This is a genomic window from Chitinophaga hostae (genome assembly GCF_018224885.1).
In the GTDB taxonomy this organism is placed as follows: Bacteria; Bacteroidota; Bacteroidia; order Chitinophagales; family Chitinophagaceae; genus Chitinophaga; species Chitinophaga hostae.
The window spans coordinates 270,510-287,816 of the sequence record NZ_JAGTXB010000005.1; the positions used below are offsets into that span (position 1 = coordinate 270,510).

Consider the following 17,307-nt stretch of genomic DNA (forward strand, 5'->3'; position numbering starts at 1 on the left):
TAAAAGCATACATGCTTAAGGAGTGACAACTCCGATACGATATAAGAAAGCAGGACTGAAAATATTTTTATCGTTGATCATCCTTGCCACCGGCAACTGCTACACCTTTGCACAGGGTAAGTTGCTGGAAGTAAAACTCGTATGCCATGCCGAGCGGGGAACAGTGCTCTTCCTGTTGCAAAGAATAAGTGCCAGGAGTGGAATCGTCATTGAATATGCAGAACAATATATTAATGGGGGCCAAATGGCCGAGCTGAAAGAAGAAACGACAACGTTGCGAAATATATTGAACAACCTGCTGGCCGGCAGAAAGGTAAGAATTGAAGAACGGAATGGAAAGATAATGCTGATACCAACCAGTTTTGCTTCCACGGCTTTGAAGCAGCCGGATGAATATATGTTGTTTGGTTATACAAGGGAAGAAGGCAGCCTGGAACCTTTACCCTATGCGGTTATAATGAATGTAGCATCCGGACAGGTTTGTCAGTCCAATATGTTTGGATACTATAGTTTGCGTCTTACCAGGGGAAGGCATCACATAAAAGTCATGCACACAGGATACCCTCTACAGATGGCGGAGATACTTATTGTCGGCGATACTAAGAGAAGTTTTACTTTGAAGCCTACTTTATTGCCGGAGGTAAATATAACATCAGGATGTGCACCACAGAAAGATGGCGGTTCTAATGTCGATAAATATCTTTCTTCTATCTATAACAATTTCCTTGGGGAAAGTGATCCGGTACGATCGTTATATCTCATGCCTGGCAATATTGAATCACAGGAAATGATGGGTCAGCTGATGGTGCGAGGTGGGGATCCGGGACAAAGCACATTTCTGTTGGATGGCAACCGGGTATTCAACCCTACACACCTATTGGGGGAAATATCTATTGTCAGTGGTGCCTCGTTGAAATCGATACGGCAATTCAAGAATGATTTTCCCACGCGCTTTGACGGGGCACTGTCATCAGTGACGGAGGTTAATACCAAGGACGGCAATATGGATAGATGGAGTGGGGAGCTGAATACCGGGCTGATGGCTGCGGGAGTTGCTGTAGAAGGGCCACTGCGGAAGGGACGCACCGCTATGATGGCATCAATCAGGCGCAGCTGTGATCCTTTGTTCAATAGGAAGGATGGTAACTATCGCGCCCGGTTCTACGATATTCATTTTAAGATCACGCATCTGTTCGGTAATAGTGATAGAGTAACTCTCAGTGGATATCTGGGCAATGACCATCTACGGATCCGGCAAACTGAATTACAGTATCTGCAGGCTTGGGGAAACAGGTTGGCTACGGTTAACTGGCGCCATGTAATTGGTTCGCGCACGTTTATGAACACAACACTAAATGTTAGCAATTATCACAACCTCGCTGGTTTTAAATTAAATGATGTTGACGATACGACAGGGGCAATAATCTCATCGGACGCATACAATAACTATGCGTCCATTGAACGCTATGAGGCAAAAACGCAGTTCGAGGTCAAAGCATTTTCCAATACGGAATTTCGCTTTGGAGGCAGTATTGTGCGTACGATCATTCATCCGTTTGATACCAACATTTCCCAGGAACTGTCGGAAGAGGAGGAAAGCAACGAGCCGATGAAACCACTACCATTCACGGAAGTAGTATTATACTATGAGAACGAGTTTCATCCCAGCCGTCGGCTACTGGTCAGACCGGGGATCAGTTTCTCTGCATACAGGGGCATGGATTACCGTCACACCGTTTTACAGCCAAGAATGTTCGCTGCATATAATATTGGCAGACATCAACAACTAACTTTTTCATATGCCAGGATGGTACAATACCTGCACCAGGTGACAAGTCCCGCACTCGGTATTAATAGTGAGCATTGGGTACCCAGCGTTGCCTCGTTGCAGCCTGCTGAAAGTAATATGATTAACATTGGATATAATTTCAATAATGGCAAAGTCGTTTCTGTTGCAATGGATTTGTATTACAAGAAAATGAATAATATCACCAGCTATCCCGGCAAGGGAAACTTTTCTTATGACGAAGATACATGGCCTGACGATATTACTGTGGGTAAAGGTTGGAGCTACGGCGCAGAACTGCTTGCAGGAAAAAAAATGAAGAAATTACAGCTGCAGCTTTCTTATACGCTGGCATGGAGCGGGAGACAATGTGATGATGTGAATGATGGCGAAAAATTTCCATTTCGTTATGACAGACGACATAACCTCAACCTGGCTGTTAACTTTCAACCCAACAGGCACTGGAATTTCGGAGCTATATGGCATTTTAATACCGGGGATTGGATACCAAGGCAAGCAGACGACGAAGATGACGACAATCCAGAATGGCCCTATTACGATCGCTGTACACCATCCTATCACAGGCTTAATGCTAACGTGGGTTACTATTTTACAACGGGAAAGCTAAAACATAAAGTTTCTACCGGTCTGTATAATGTTCTTCATCCAAATGCCGGACTGCAGTCCGGCATTTGGAATATAAACAATAATGACTTTAACTTATCAGACAACCGCCTATTTACCCCGGTATATTACCTGTCCTACAAACTGAATTTCTGATAGGTTGAAATAATTGCTGATAAATGGTTCGGGATAAACATCCATATGGATGACTACAACATAACAGAGGTGCCTCTTTTGCGGCTGGCCTCTTTATTTTCATCATGCAGCAGCCGATAATTGGAATTATTCATTGTTTCTCTATGATACATTGTTGAATAACAAGATCAGGGCCCTTCGTATCTGATACGGGGTATGTTTTAAAATATAAGAATCGAAGTTGTAAACCCCCGATTCTTATATTTACACGCTTTCCAGAGATAAGGTCTACTATTTTTTATGCAGGATGAGAGGAAAAATCCTGTCAATAGAAGCAGCGTAAAGCTGACATAAAACTGTTTTTTCATAACCGATATTTTAAGGTTTATTTAATTTTCTTATCAAATAAAAATTACAGGTATACCTTGTGGATTTATTGTGGGAAAATAACATGTTATTGCAGAGCTTTCAGGTAACATTATTTATTGTATAATGAGCTTCTTAAAGCAGAAGCTTCTGGTGGTCATTTTAATTGTCTGGCCAGCTAATCAGATTTTGTCCGGCCTTTGAAGGACACCGTTGCCATCGTGGTTTTCGGTTTCCCATAGAGTGCCTTTATATAGCCATCTGTTGGTATTAAAAATATTGATGTTATCACTTTCAATCAGTTGCCGTTTCTTCTCCGGAAGAGGCGCTGGCAGTGTGGTTAATTGATAACTGGTTGTTGACATCCAAATTAATAGGGGTGCTAAAAAAGGTGTTCTCATAATTTGAAAGGTTTAATTGAGTGATTTGAGAGGCACAGAAAGCTACAGCATCTCTGCAACTATGGCACGGGCTATTGTGCTTCAACGTTGGCCGGGCAACGTTAAAAAATTACAGCGGTAGTTGATAGTTCTTGTAACGCAGAATTTTATTGTTTAAATAGATGATAACAGGATATAGCAATAGTATGATCAAAGTTTTATGCCCATTACCAGTTTAAAGATACTATTCCTTCTGAAACAGAGGGGGGAACGTATCGTCAAAAAGAGGGTACGAAATAGTAATTTCTACCATTATGAAATAAAAAAGGTATTCGAAGGATATTGTAGCAGGCTGGAATCTCTAAAATTTGCATTTTAAGTGAATCTGCACCTGGAATCACTTGCTTTAACTTGAATTTAACAATGTTTTGGCCTGAGAGGACAGGAAAATATCCTTGTCTTATGTATTACTATTGTAAGCAGTGGTTCTTTGAACGGTTGATATTAAAAAAAAAGGGTATGAAGTACAAATTAATTTTTGCAGCAGTGACGGCAATGGCTGTTACCGTGATTGTTGTTACAGGTGCAATCGCGCAGTACCCATCAAAAGGGCAACGCAAACAAGTTGCAGATACCTGCAAAAAAACTTCAACCCGCACTGCAGCACCAGCATTCAAACCCATACCAAAGGTAGATACTACAAAGAGGGCAGACAGAAAGCATTTATCTTAATTGTAAAGAAGGCAGTAGTATTGAGAGGTATGGATGGATCTGGGTTTTCAACTATGCCAAGGGTTTCCTGTTTTTTCAGGAGACCCTGGATGCTTACTGCCCGGCTACCACATGGGCATGTTTTTAATTTATGATGCGATAGGAGGAATCGAAGGGATCTCATTTTCTACTGAATATATAATCTGTGAAAGAACCGGTAATGTGAATCTGGAGTCAGATTATAAGTACGCTACTATATTTGGTAAATTTTTTTTCCAGTGCATACAGAAGACCCTTATGAACAGTTTCGGCTGATGTTCGTGAAATTCTGTACTCCCCTTTGCAATTATGATAACAGTTTTGTGAAAGAACAGTGTATATAATGAAGATATTGTACAGGAAGTGGTTATCAGGATATGGCAAATGCGCAGAGAATTGAGTCAATCAGACAATATGCGTTTTTATCTTTTCACTGCTGTTCGCAATAATTGCCTTACGTATCTCACCAGGGAAAAGAAACAAGCTGTTTTCATGGAGGATCTGGACGCTATGGCAGACACTGGTCCGTTACTGTATGAAGGGAAGATACATTTGAAATCAATGCATCTGCCAACGCATTCTTTCGTTTTGGAGGCAAGATATTGGATTTGGTAGTTCGTCATTTTGATATGAGCATGACTTCAGAACTACCGGAATATGGGCTTGGCAGCAACACTTTTAAATCGCATAATAACTCAACGGAGGTGCCTCTTCTGCGGTGGCCTCCTTATTTTCGTCAGGCTGCTGATAGCGTTCCCGAACGCTTATTGAATATGTTCTTTCTCGAAAAAAAAATAGCATCGGTTGGAATAGGAAAAATAGGTGATCTGCTGTTTTACTAACGGATAGAACAACGGAATTCTGTTGAATGAAATGCTACCTGTACTGTCGTATTAATCTAATAACAATCAAAATATGAAACAAATAAGAATCTCTCTGAAAGGTATTGCCTTTACGCTGTTAGCAGGTGCTGTGTTCACCTCCTGTAAAAAGAAGGATGACCCGGCTCCGCCGCCACCTCCACCACCAAGTAAGAATGCCACTATACTACTGGTACATGCTTCTCCGAAAACAGGTGAATTGACTTCAGAAATCAATGGCAAGAAACACCAGGATAAACTAACATTCCTGGGAAGTCCTAAAGCTTATATCACTGTATCTGCAGACAAAGATATTGCACTGAAGTTTTCATTGGATGGCAGCAAAGTGTTACTGGATGGAAAGTATCCGCTGGTAGACAAAGGAAATTATTCATTGTTCCTTTATGATACACTGTTGAATAATAAGATTAAGGCATTGCTGTTGCAAGATAATCTGAGCGATCCGGGAAAAGGAAAAACCAGCGTACGTTTCCTGCACCTGTCACCTGATGCTGCCTCCATTAATATTGATGTCTTCAAAGATAAAGACAGTCTCCGATTAATAAGTAATACTGCGTATGTTGGGGATAAGCCAGACCCCAAATCACTTTCTACATTCAAATCTGTTGCTGCCGGCGACTACCGTGTGAAGGTCAAAGCCAAAGATGGTACAAAAGAGACGACGATCCTTGACATTCCCGTTGTTAAACTGGGAGAAGGAAAAGTGACAACACTGTATCTGAGTGGTCTGACAAAAGGGACTGGAACCACCAAAATTGGCCTACAGGTATCTCAACACAAATAAATTTAGGGGTGTGATAACAGGGAAAGGCCGCCTCTGGAGGGAGAGCGGCCTTTGTGTGTTCCTGGCCTGGCTGTTTATAGGCTACATTAGTAACAGGCAATTCATTACAAAATCCAATTTGATTATCGTAACAGGCAATTCTCAATAAAAATTTACCTGTTATGTAGTTTTCGGTTTTTTTTATGTCCCAAAGCGTGACGCTAATTGCAGCTGGTTTTTTGCCTGTGGTTTAGAGTCTGAAGAATATCTTATGTCGATATGCTGAGCCGGCGGTACTTCCATCTTCTGCATAGTTTGTGGCCGGTTTGAAAGAACCCGACGCCGCTACAGCCTTATAAAAAAACATCCATGCCTTAACATTATTTTGAGAAATTTAATTACCTTAACATCGTACTTTAATACCAGTTACCTGAAAAAAGTAGCAACCAAATCTTTTGCTAAATCCTGGGTTATTAAATTTCCCCTTCTGAGAACAAGTAGCTTATGAAGCTCAACAGAGAGATATATAATACTTATAGTGACAATGAATTGCTATTTCTGCTCCGCAATAGCGATGAGCAGGCTTTTGCTGCGCTATATGACCGGTATTGGGACAGGGTTTTTTATATGGCCATGCAAAGATTAAAGATAGCCAGTGGTGCAGAAGATGCTGTACAAGATGTCTTTGCAGACATTTGGAAACGTCGCGGCGAGCTGGAAGTAAAAAATAGTTTTCCCGCTTATCTCGCTGTTGCCGTGAAATACCGGATAATCAATATCCAGGCTAAAATGAACCATGCAACACGCTACGGGCAGGAAATTATCCGAAACATTGAGGTCTCATACCCAAGCCAGGAAGAATGGCTTGACTTTAAAGAATTGCAACAACGCCTGGAAACTCATGTAGCCTCCCTACCTGAGAAAGCAAGAATAGCTTTTCAGCTTAATCATGAAGGAGGGTTACGTCATAAAGAAATAGCCCGCATAATGCAAGTGTCTGAAAAGGCCGTTGAACGAAGTATTGCCCGCGCCATCCAATCATTGATGACCTCCTTCAGGCATTTTACCAGCTTCTTTTGACCCTACCTTCTAATGTTTTACGGTTAATTTTCATTGCTTTACAAGTAGAGAAATACTTTCATTAAATATTATCACAAAAAAAAAGCAAAAACAAAGGGGGGATTTTTATTCCCTGATTGACTTCTTATTAACAGGGACTTTCGGAAACTTCCCTTCAGCGAGATGAGTGCTTTCAATAATCATGAATATGACCATAACAGGAGATATAGTGAATTAGCCAGGAAGTGGTTAAAGGGAACGCTTACTCCAGAGGAAGAGCGGGAGTATAATGACTGGTATGACAGCGTAACAGACGTTAAGGAGATTAAAATGGAGCCGGATTTTGCCATTTCCAGGCAGCAGTTGAAAAGGCGGATATTTGTAAAAATATCCAGGATTGCCGGTCTGTATCGCCCTGTTTTATTCATTCATAAAAGAAGGAAAATATACGTTGCCGCAGCTGCTGTGTTGTTGCTTTTCGGAGCTATTTCTTTTTACTGGCATAGTAACAGGAAAGCTACCACACAGTATCCTAAATCTTTGGTGGAGAACCCGTATTTCAAAAATGACATTGCCCCCGGTGTAAACAGGGCTGTTCTTACGTTATCAAACGGAGAAAAAATAACGCTTGACGATTCAACAAGCGGCATGCTGGCCGACGAAGGTGGCGCCCGGATCGTCAAATCCGTCAAAGGCGGCGTTATTTATGAAGAAACAAAGGGGGGCGTCACGGTTGTGAATAATACGGTAACCACGCCCCGTGGATCTCAATACCAGCTCACTTTACCCGATGGTACAAAAGTATGGTTGAATGCATCATCGTCCATAACTTTCCCTACTTTATTCCGGGAGAAAGAAAGACGCGTAAAAGTATCGGGCGAGGCATACTTTGAGGTAGCTAAAAATGCTGCACAGCCTTTTATTGTATCAGCTAACAACATGCTGGTAAATGTGTTGGGTACACATTTCAACGTCAATGCCTATGCTGATGAAAATGCGATCCGGACCACGCTGCTGGAGGGAAGCGTCAAAATAATAGAAACGTTCACCCAACATGGAAGAATAATTGTTCCCGGTGAGCAGTCAAAGTTGGATAAAACGGGAAATATAAGCGTAGAGAAAGTAAATACTGAAGAAATCATTGCCTGGAAAGATGGATTTTTCCGCTTTCATAGAACCGATGTTGCCACATTGATGCGCCAGATAAGCCGTTGGTATAATGTTGATGTGCAATATGAAGGCGCGCCGGCAAAGGATCTGTTTACCGGCACTGTGCCAAGGACATTATCTCTTTCAGAGCTCCTGACGGTATTGACACATGCAAATATCCGTTTTAAAATAGAGGGGAATAAATTAACTGTTTTATCCCTGTAATTTTTTTATCAAAATCAAACAGACAGATGAATACATGACTTCATGGACGCCTTATGCAAATAAAAATCCCAGTGTTGACAGCACCGGGACGTTAAAAGGCGTAAACAAGATTTAATCAGACCTTCTTATTATCAGCCTTAATCTATCAAAGATATGCAATTTCTTATCACGAAATTTGTATTATTATTTTATTTAATACAAATATTGGTAAAACGATCCACGGTCCTTTTATTCATGAAACTCACCGCTCTTCTGCTTGTCATCGCCTGCCTGCAATCCAGGGCCTCAACCGGTCAGGTCATCACTATTAAAGTGAAGAATGCAAAATTAAGCGAGGTATTCTCCAGAATACAGCAGCAATCCGGCTACTTTTTTTTCTATAATGAAACACATATTCAGAATGCCAGGCCGGTTACGGCAGACATTAATAATCAATCGTTGAAAACAGCGCTGGATATATGTTTTGCGGGTCAGCCCCTCACCTACAAAATCGTTAACAAAATGATCGTGGTCGGGGAGGCTCCGGCATTGCCCTTTTCCCCTACTATTCACAACGTCACCCCTCCAGCCAGGATTTCGGGTAAGGTCACAGATTCAGCCGGGCGTCCGGTTATTGGGGCTACGGTTTTTATAAAAGGGACCAAAACAGGCACTGCGACCAAAGACGATGGCACTTTCTCCCTGGAATCACCGGAACCATCCGGTGTACTTATTATTTCCTCCATTGGGTTTAAACAGCGGGAGATAGCTTTTTCAGGTAGTAATTATTTACAGGTCATACTGGCTGTTTCTGAAAATAAATTAGAGGACCTGGTGGTAGTGGCATATGGAAAGCAACGGAAAACAACCCTCACGGGATCAGTAGCGCAGATCAGCGGCGTCGAAATAGCAAAAGCGCCTGTTGCCAATGTTATCAATGGTTTACAGGGGCGCCTGCCGGGTTTAACGTTTCGCCAAGGCGGTGGCCAGCCAGGAGATGATGTTGCAAGCTTCAACATAAGGGGATTTGGATCTCCTCTGACAATTGTTGACGGCGTTCCATCCAACATCACCCAGATTGATCCTAATGAAATTGAAAGCTTTACCATTTTGAAAGACGGCGCTGCCGCTATGTATGGCTTCAAAGGCGCAAATGGCGCAATACTTATTACTACCAGGAGAGGGAAAACAGGGGAGCCAGTGGTTACGTTAAATGCTTATACAGGCATCCAGGGTATCACAAGATACCCTCGGTTAATGAATGCGGGGGAATTCACTGAACTCATGGATGAAGCGAGCGTAAATACAGGGAATGCGCCTATTTATGGAGCGAAAGAGGTGCAGAAATGGAAAATGGGAGTTGACTCCGGCTACAAGAGTACAGATTGGTATAACGAGGTATTTAGAAAATGGGCCACTATGAACAATGTTAATCTTAATATACAGGGTGGTACGGACAAGGTAAAGTACTTTGTTTCAGGAGGGATGTTAGACCAGCAGGGATTACTTCGCTCAGGAGATGTGAAGTTCAGGCGTTATAATTTTCGGAGTAATATCAGTATGCAGATTAATAAAAGATTGACTGCAGAATTAAACCTGGGGGGCAGAAAGGAAAACAGGTTTTCCCCTAACGCCCCTATACCTGGCACTGACGCCATTAACATCGTCAATGTTATTCAGAGGTCTTATCCTATAACGCCGGTATATGCCAACAACGATCCCAATTACTTTGCAGTTACAAATGTTCAGGTAAATCCTGCTGCCATGGCCCAGGCCGCCTATTCTGGCTATAACAATAGCGTATGGGATGTTTTTACTGGTATTGGCACTTTAACATATAGTATCCCGTATATTGAAGGATTAAATGCCAGACTTTCCTTCAGCTATGAATCGAATAATAACAGGTATTCGACCTGGAGCAAACAGTATCTCCTATACAGCTATGATCCCACAACAAAAAAGTATACCCCCACTTACACCGGAAATGCGCCTTCCACCTTAAAGCAGGGTTATTCACAAGGAGGAACCACTTCCAATGTGCAACTTTCGCTTAATTACGATCATACCTTCAACGGCGCCCATCACTTTACAGGTTTGTTGCTGCTGGAGAGAAGAAAAACCAATTCCGCCGGCATACAGGGATCGAAGCAGTTTACCGTTGATGCAATACCCAATCTGGATCTGGGCAACGCCACCAATCAAACCACAGGGGCTTATCAGCTCGGTCAAAGCGCATACCAGGGCTATGTAGGTCGTATCAACTACGATTATAAGGCTAAATACCTGTTAGAGTTGGGAGGAAGATATGATTACTCTTACAAATTCTTAAATGGTGCATTCTTCCCGGAAGTTTCCGCCGGTTGGGTGATCAATAAAGAACCATTTTTTAACTTCGCCTTCCTAAGTAATTTAAAATTGCGTGCTTCCTGGGCGAAGGTGGCAGATGATGATTCATTTGACGAATTCAAATATCTCAGTGGGTACACCTATCCCAGCGGTAACTATATTTTCTCGGGCAGTACAGTTGTTAATGGTCTGCAAGTAGGTACTCTTGCCAATCCACGCCTTTCATGGCAAACAGCTAATATCTTTAATGCAGCGCTTGACTTTGGATTATTTGACAATACTATTACCGGTACCTTTGAAGTATTCTACAGAAATGTGACAGGTATTCCGGCCTATCCTACCGCCTCCTTTCCCAGCATTTCCGCTATACCCGTAGCCCAGCAGAATCTGAACAGCACCAATAACAGGGGATTTGAACTGGAGCTGGGATATTATAAACGGATAGGTGACTTTGAATTAAATGTAAGTCCCAATATATCATGGACCCGGGGCAGGAATGCATATATAGAACAACCTCCTTACGGGAGCGCAAGTGAGAACTATCTGAATAATACCGCTTACAGATGGCAAAATAGGTTAACTGGTTACCATGCCATCGGCCAGTTTCAGTCACAGGAAGAAATAAATCGTTCTCCTGTACAGGACAGCCGTGGTAATGCAACCTTACATCCCGGTGATATTAAATACGAAGATATAAATGGAGATGGTGTAATTGATAGCCGGGATCAAACAGTAATAGGCAGGGGCGACTACCCCGAACTTCAATATGGACTTGCCTTAAATGCAAGTTATAAGGGTATTGACGTCTCCCTGCTGTTCGCAGGCGCAGGTAATTTCAATGTGAATTACAGCGGCGTTCTGCAAAATCCCTTTTGGAATAACGCTAATTCCTATGCCTATTTTACAGATCGTTGGCATCGTGAAGATATATATAATCCGAACAGTCCCTGGGTACCTGGAAAATTCCCGGCTACCATCATAAGCGGCAATCCAAATAACAGGTTAAGCTCCAACTTCTGGCTGCAAAAGGGCACCTATCTGCGCCTGAAAACCGTACAGATTGGCTATGCCATTCCAAAGAAAATATTGGCAAAATCAGGTATGAAAAGTTTACGATTCTTTGCTTCAGGCCAGAATATATTTACTATCACCGGGGTAAAATATCTTGACCCCGAAGTTGGTGATGCTGAAGCGGCGTATTACCCTCAGCAGAGAACATTTGTATTTGGAATAAATGCAAAATTTTAGGTTTAAAATCCTTCATTTTATATTCAGTAAAGTCATGAAATGCACATATATATTATGCCTGATTTGGGTGGCCACACTTTGGGCCTGTAACAAAGACTTTGTGAGGCTTCAGCCTCAGAACCTGATAGCGGACAACCAGGCTTATGCTTCCTCTGCTGCTGTGCAGGCCCTTGTTGCGGCGCTCTATAACGATCTCTCCGGTGCCGGATACGAAGATTTCACCTACGGGCAGGAAAGAAACTATATAAGTGTTTGGACAGACGAAGCCGTTCAGTCTTATTCCTGGTCGGAACCATCAATCATTGGCGTAATACCTAATGGACAATTTGGGAACTGGTGGCCTTATGATCTTATACGCCGGCAAAATGACTTTATTGCCAAAATCGTTAATGCCACAAGTCTGGAAGCCCCGGAACGCAATCAATATTTGCAGGAAGTACGGTTCCTCCGCGCGCTCACGTATTTCGGATTGGTTAAACGCTATGGAGGCGTACCATTGGTTACCAAAGTACTGACCACCGCTGACAATCTGAAAATACCAAGAAGTACAGCGCAACAGATTTATGATTTTGTTGCCAGTGAGTTAGATGATATTATTGGCAGTAATGGATTAAAGGCTAACGGGCCACTCAGGGTCACTAACGCTGCCGCGCTCGCGTTGAAATGCAGAGCTATGTTATATGCAGCCTCAGAAGCTAAATATGGGCATGTGCAGCTGAATGGTCTGGTAGGCATCCCTTCATCTATGGCAAACACGTATTGGCAAAAAGCATATGATGCAGCCCGGGCAATTGTCGCATTAGACAAGTTTAAGTTATTTCAGGGCAACAGCGATCCTGCCAGGAATTTTCAATTATTGTTCAATAGCAGGGATGCTACCACCAATCCGGAGGCCATCCTGGCTGAGGCCTATTCATTACCAAACAGAGGGCATAGTTTCGACTTCTATAACTCCCCTCAAAGCTTTAGGGTTGACTATGGCAACTCTGTGAATCCTGTGCTTGAGCTGGTTGAAGAGTTCGAATATACAGATGGCAGACCGGGCAAACTAAAGATAGTGGACGACAGAGGTAAGCCAATCAGGTACAACAATCCGGCCGATCTATTTATAGGAAAGGATCCGCGTTTTTTCGCATCCATCCTGTACCCCGGCGCTGAGTGGCACGCCAATAAAGATCCCCAGGGAGGATATATTGAACTAAGAAGGGGAATAGTGAACGGAACAGACACACTCATTAACGAAGATCAGACCAAAATCTATGGTGCCGCTCCATATACAATTACGTTCACAGGGAAAGATGGGCCTACTACAACAGCGGATCCAACAAAATCCGGCTTCTATCAGAAGAAATACCTGGTAGAAGATGTGAACTTTACCCCAAATGATGGCCAGTCATATCAGCCGTGGCTCGTATTCAGGTATGGTGAAGTGTTGTTGAATTTTGCGGAGGCGGCTGTGGAACTGGGAAAACCAGGTGATGCTTTATCCGCTATTAACCAGATAAGAGCCAGAGCTGGAATAAAATTGCTATCAACGGTTGGCCTCAGTCAGGTGAGACATGAACGGCGGGTGGAGCTAGCCTTTGAGAACCATCGTTACTGGGATTTACGGAGATGGCATATTGCAGACCAGGTGTTAAATTCCACCACATTCCGCGCACTCTTTCCCTGGTTAAACTGGAAAGCAAATACCAATCCGGCACAAATGCAATACACGTTCACCATTGCCCCCATACCTGTTAAACCCGGTCGTACTTTTCCACCACGGCTGTACTATGAACAAATTGACGTCAGCGGAGCAAATAGCTACCTGGTGCAAAATCCAGGTTATTGAGTGTCTTAAACTTTAAAAACATGAACCAATATAAAATCCTTTTTTACCTGATATTCCCTGCCGCATGTATGCAGATCGGGTGTAGTAATAAGCTGGATAACTATGAGCCTCCCCGGGCATCCCTGTCTGGCGCAATAATAGACATCAGAACAAATGACACTGTTCCTATGGCAAGCAGTATAGGACAGGGAGGCATACTTAATTTGTTTCAGTTGAACTACAGCTCAACAGCATCTGGTGCTATTGGAAGCAACTTTCTTAACAACGGAACATATAAAAATGCGAGTATTTTCTCCGGAACTTATAAGGTGGCGCCATCAGGCCCGTTCTATGCTGATACTATTATTGCGACTGTGAATGGAGATACGAAACTCGATCTCAAAGTACGCCCATGGATTTATGTGACACTGAAGACGGGGAATGTAACCGATACCTCCGCTACTTTTACTTATAGTATCAAAAGCAATGACGCCGCTCAACAAATTGCTCAGGGGGGAGCATTTTTAAATACCGCTTCAGTTGTGGATGTTCAGGAATTCCTGGGGGTGAATAAGGGAGACGCCCGGTACCGGAACATACAGCCTGTAAATGGAGATACGACTATTACTGTAGTATTCACAGGGTTAGCTCCCAATACCACTTATTACATAAGGGCAGGCAGCAGCACTGCCACAAGCAGTATAAATCCGCAGAATTACTATAACTATTCTAAAATATATGCAATAAAAACGGCCGGCAAATAAACGAGCATTCATTTTGCCACAGTCTTAGCAATATTCAATAAACGAAAAAAAATATTTAATGAAACAATTATTTGCCTTTGGGGTATATGGGTGCATGCTACTGATTATCAGTATTCCTCTTCACGCGATCAACATTATACCTCAGCCAGCTGAAGTAAAAACCGGCACTGGCGTGTTCCAACTGACCAGCGCCACAGTCATAAACGCCGGCAACAATATTGTGGAAGCGCGTCAATTGCAACAGGCAATACAGGAAGCATCTGGCCTGGATATCCAATTGAAAGCATCTTCAAAAAATAACGCTATTCGCCTTATTTTCGATGAAAAGCTGAAAAAAGAACTCGGTGAAGAGGGTTACCTGCTGGAAGTAAAGCCGGATAATATCTCTATCACTGCCCCTACTTCAGCAGGTATTTTTTACGGCATCCAATCCCTGCGCCAACTTATTCATGGTAACGGTAACACATATACGTTAAATGCAGTCAGCATTAAAGATAAGCCTCGCTTTTCGTGGAGATCCTTCATGCTCGACGAAGGCAGATACTTCAAAGGCAGCACAGTTGTGAAGCGTCTGCTGGATGAAATGGCCTTGCTCAAGATGAACACTTTTCACTGGCACCTTACCGACGACCAGGGCTGGCGCATTGAGATACTCAAATATCCGCAGCTCACTGCCATCGGCAGCCACCGCGACTCTACGCAAATTGGCGGGGATGCTGACGGCAATACCTATGACGGTAAGCCTCATGGAGGCTTCTATACGCAGGCAGCAATCAAAGAAATCATTAATTACGCTGCTGAAAGACATATCACTGTTATCCCGGAAATAGAAATGCCAGGGCATAGCGCGGCAGCCATTGCTTCCTATCCCTGGCTCGGAACATCGCAAAAAAAAATCCGGGTACCACGCAAATTTGGCATACAATACGATGTATACAACGTAGCAGATCCAAAGGTAATTGCCTTTTTGCATGATGTTTTAGAGGAAGTGATCAACCTATTTCCTTCTAAAGTAATACACATAGGCGGGGATGAAGTGAAGTTTGACCAGTGGAAGGCAGATGCCGGCGTACAGGCTTACATGAAAGAACATCACATTGTATCTCCTGGCGACCTCCAGATCGCGTTCACCAACGGGATATCCAACTTCCTTGCTGGCAAATACCGCAGGATGGCCGGATGGAATGAAATCATGAACAGTATGCTGGAGGATGTTGATGCCGGCAAGGTTTCCAACAGAGAAAAATTAGCGCCCGGCACTATTATACAGTTCTGGACAGGCGACCTTAAAATCATTGACCAGGCAGTTTCAAGAGGATACGATGTGGTGAACTCCTTCAGTGAGTTTACCTACCTGGATTATTCCTACAAAGACATTTCGCTGGAAAAAGCCTATGGCTTTGATCCTATCCCCAAAGGGCTGGATCCAAAATATCATGCGAAAATACTCGGCACTGGCTGCCAGATGTGGGGGGAATGGATACCCGATGAAGCCAGCATGAATAAACAGGTGTACCCAAGACTGGCCGCTTATGCGGAAGATAGCTGGACATTGGCAGCCAACAAGAATTTTAGCAATTTTAGCAAAGCACTGGAATATTTTTCTGCGAGATGGAACGTAAAATGGAACGTGAACTAATATGGCTATGTCTAATTAGTCTTGTTCAGTTTCCCAAAAGCAACGGACCTATAAATCAGATATTTCTTTTTTAGCAACTTATTCAAATCACTAATGACGAAAGAATCCATTCAAATGCGAAGTGCGCGTTTGTCTCATGCTGTTGCGCCGGCAGAGCGAATAGTTTCAATAGATGCGCTACGGGGTTTTGATATGTTTTGGATCGCAGGGGGCGGCCCTTTGGTATATGAATTTTTCAAGATTTTTGCTAACCCGCTTCCATCCTGGTTGGAAGAGCAATTTGATCATGTTCGGTGGGAGGGGTTTGTAGCCTGGGACCTGATCATGCCGCTTTTTTTGTTCATCGTGGGGGCCGCCATGCCGTTTTCGATAGGGAAACGGCTGGCGCAGGGGGATGGTCGCCGCAGCATTTACCTGAAAGTCATTTATCGCGTGCTGCTGTTGTGGGCGCTGGGCATGGTTGCCCAAGGCAATCTGCTTCATTTCCGAATGGACGACTTGCTGCTTTACAGCAACACCCTTCAGGCAATCGCCGCCGGCTACCTGATTTCTGCTATTGCATTGATAGAGCTGCCGGTAAAAGGGCAGGCTGTGCTGGCAGGCGTTTTACTGCTAATCTATTGGGGGCTGATGCGCTTTGTACCAGTGCCTGGCCATGGAGCCGGAGTGCTTACGCCGGAGGGAAATCTGGCAATGTGGGTTGATCAATCCGTATTAGGCCGTTTTCGGGATGGCAATGATTACACCTGGATCCTCAGTAGCATAGGATTCGGCGCCACGACGCTGATAGGCGTTATGGCGGGTCATCTGCTGCGTGCTCCCGGGCCTAAATTGCAAAAGGTGTTCTGGTTAGTTATATCAGGACTGGCCTGCCTGTTGGCTGGCTGGCTTTGGAGTTTTGATTTTCCAATCATCAAGCATATCTGGACCAGCTCGATGGTTTTGTGGGCGGGAGGCTGGAGTCTCTTGTTACTTGCATTATTTTACTGGGTGATAGACATTTTAGGCTACCAGCGGTGGGCATTTGTCTTCATCATTATCGGCACAAATGCTATTGTAGCCTATATAGCACCGGATATCATCCGCTTTGCCGACATTAGTCACACCTTGTTCGCAGGACTGGCAAAACATCTCGGGCAATTTGGTGGTTTTCTGCTGACCGCTGGCACTTTTGGCGTTCTCTGGCTCTTGCTTTATTATATGTATCGCAATAAAACCTTCGTGCGGATATAACGTACTGCCATGAAACCCTGACCAGATAAGACGAATCGGTTTATAATTTTTCACCAAAAAAATGAATCCTATGAGAATTTATGCATTGTTACTAGAGGTTATTTCATAAATACTATATAATTCTTCTCATCAGGATTAAAGCAAAAGCAAGATGAATAAGTGCTTGA

Annotated in this window: 12 protein-coding genes; 11 read left to right on the forward strand and 1 reads right to left on the reverse strand. The window is 43.3% G+C overall.

Annotation, left to right across the window (positions count from 1 at the left end; all coding sequences use genetic code 11):
- Positions 1 to 22 precede the first annotated feature (22 nt).
- Complete coding sequence (locus KE626_RS12885) at positions 23 to 2,566, forward strand: TonB-dependent receptor (protein WP_211973311.1); 2,544 nt, start codon at positions 23 to 25, stop codon at positions 2,564 to 2,566.
- 527 nt (positions 2,567 to 3,093) lie between these two features.
- On the opposite strand, the gene KE626_RS12890 is transcribed toward KE626_RS12885, so the two are convergent.
- Complete coding sequence (locus KE626_RS12890) at positions 3,094 to 3,312, reverse strand: hypothetical protein (RefSeq protein ID WP_211973312.1); 219 nt, start codon at positions 3,310 to 3,312, stop codon at positions 3,094 to 3,096.
- Positions 3,313 to 3,810: 498 nt separating this feature from the next.
- Between KE626_RS12890 and KE626_RS12895 the strand changes: the two genes are divergently transcribed.
- The 10 genes from KE626_RS12895 to KE626_RS12940 all read left to right on the forward strand — a co-directional run bounded on the left by KE626_RS12895 (position 3,811) and on the right by KE626_RS12940 (position 17,140).
- Positions 3,811 to 4,023 carry a hypothetical protein gene (locus KE626_RS12895; RefSeq protein WP_211973313.1) on the forward strand — a complete coding sequence of 71 codons (213 nt, stop codon included), beginning with the start codon at positions 3,811 to 3,813 and terminating at the stop codon, positions 4,021 to 4,023.
- Between the two features lie 369 nt (positions 4,024 to 4,392).
- A complete protein-coding gene (locus tag KE626_RS35200) occupies positions 4,393 to 4,656 on the forward strand; it encodes a sigma factor (RefSeq protein ID WP_428845025.1) in 264 nt (87 codons plus the stop codon).
- Between the two features lie 300 nt (positions 4,657 to 4,956).
- Entirely contained in the window at positions 4,957 to 5,706 is a 750-nt protein-coding gene (locus KE626_RS12905) for a DUF4397 domain-containing protein (protein ID WP_211973315.1), read from the forward strand.
- Between the two features lie 483 nt (positions 5,707 to 6,189).
- The gene (locus KE626_RS12910) at positions 6,190 to 6,765 is read left to right on the forward strand and encodes an RNA polymerase sigma factor (RefSeq protein ID WP_211973316.1); all 576 of its coding nucleotides are present in this window, start codon (positions 6,190 to 6,192) and stop codon (positions 6,763 to 6,765) included.
- A gap of 162 nt (positions 6,766 to 6,927) precedes the next feature.
- A complete protein-coding gene (locus KE626_RS12915) occupies positions 6,928 to 8,118 on the forward strand; it encodes a FecR family protein (protein WP_211973317.1) in 1,191 nt (396 codons plus the stop codon).
- Between the two features lie 234 nt (positions 8,119 to 8,352).
- Complete coding sequence (locus KE626_RS12920) at positions 8,353 to 11,691, forward strand: TonB-dependent receptor (protein WP_211973318.1); 3,339 nt, start codon at positions 8,353 to 8,355, stop codon at positions 11,689 to 11,691.
- Between the two features lie 34 nt (positions 11,692 to 11,725).
- Positions 11,726 to 13,525: a RagB/SusD family nutrient uptake outer membrane protein gene (locus KE626_RS12925; RefSeq protein ID WP_211973319.1), complete on the forward strand. Its 1,800-nt coding sequence runs from the start codon at positions 11,726 to 11,728 to the stop codon at positions 13,523 to 13,525.
- A 20-nt stretch (positions 13,526 to 13,545) separates the two neighbouring features.
- A complete protein-coding gene (locus KE626_RS12930; protein ID WP_211973320.1) occupies positions 13,546 to 14,268 on the forward strand; it encodes a DUF3823 domain-containing protein in 723 nt (240 codons plus the stop codon).
- A gap of 58 nt (positions 14,269 to 14,326) precedes the next feature.
- Positions 14,327 to 15,907, forward strand: a complete 1,581-nt coding sequence (locus KE626_RS12935) for a beta-N-acetylhexosaminidase (protein ID WP_211973321.1) — start codon at positions 14,327 to 14,329, stop codon at positions 15,905 to 15,907.
- Between the two features lie 93 nt (positions 15,908 to 16,000).
- On the forward strand, positions 16,001 to 17,140 hold the full coding sequence (locus tag KE626_RS12940) for an acyltransferase family protein (protein WP_211973322.1): 1,140 nt from the start codon (positions 16,001 to 16,003) through the stop codon (positions 17,138 to 17,140).
- Positions 17,141 to 17,307: the final 167 nt, after the last annotated feature.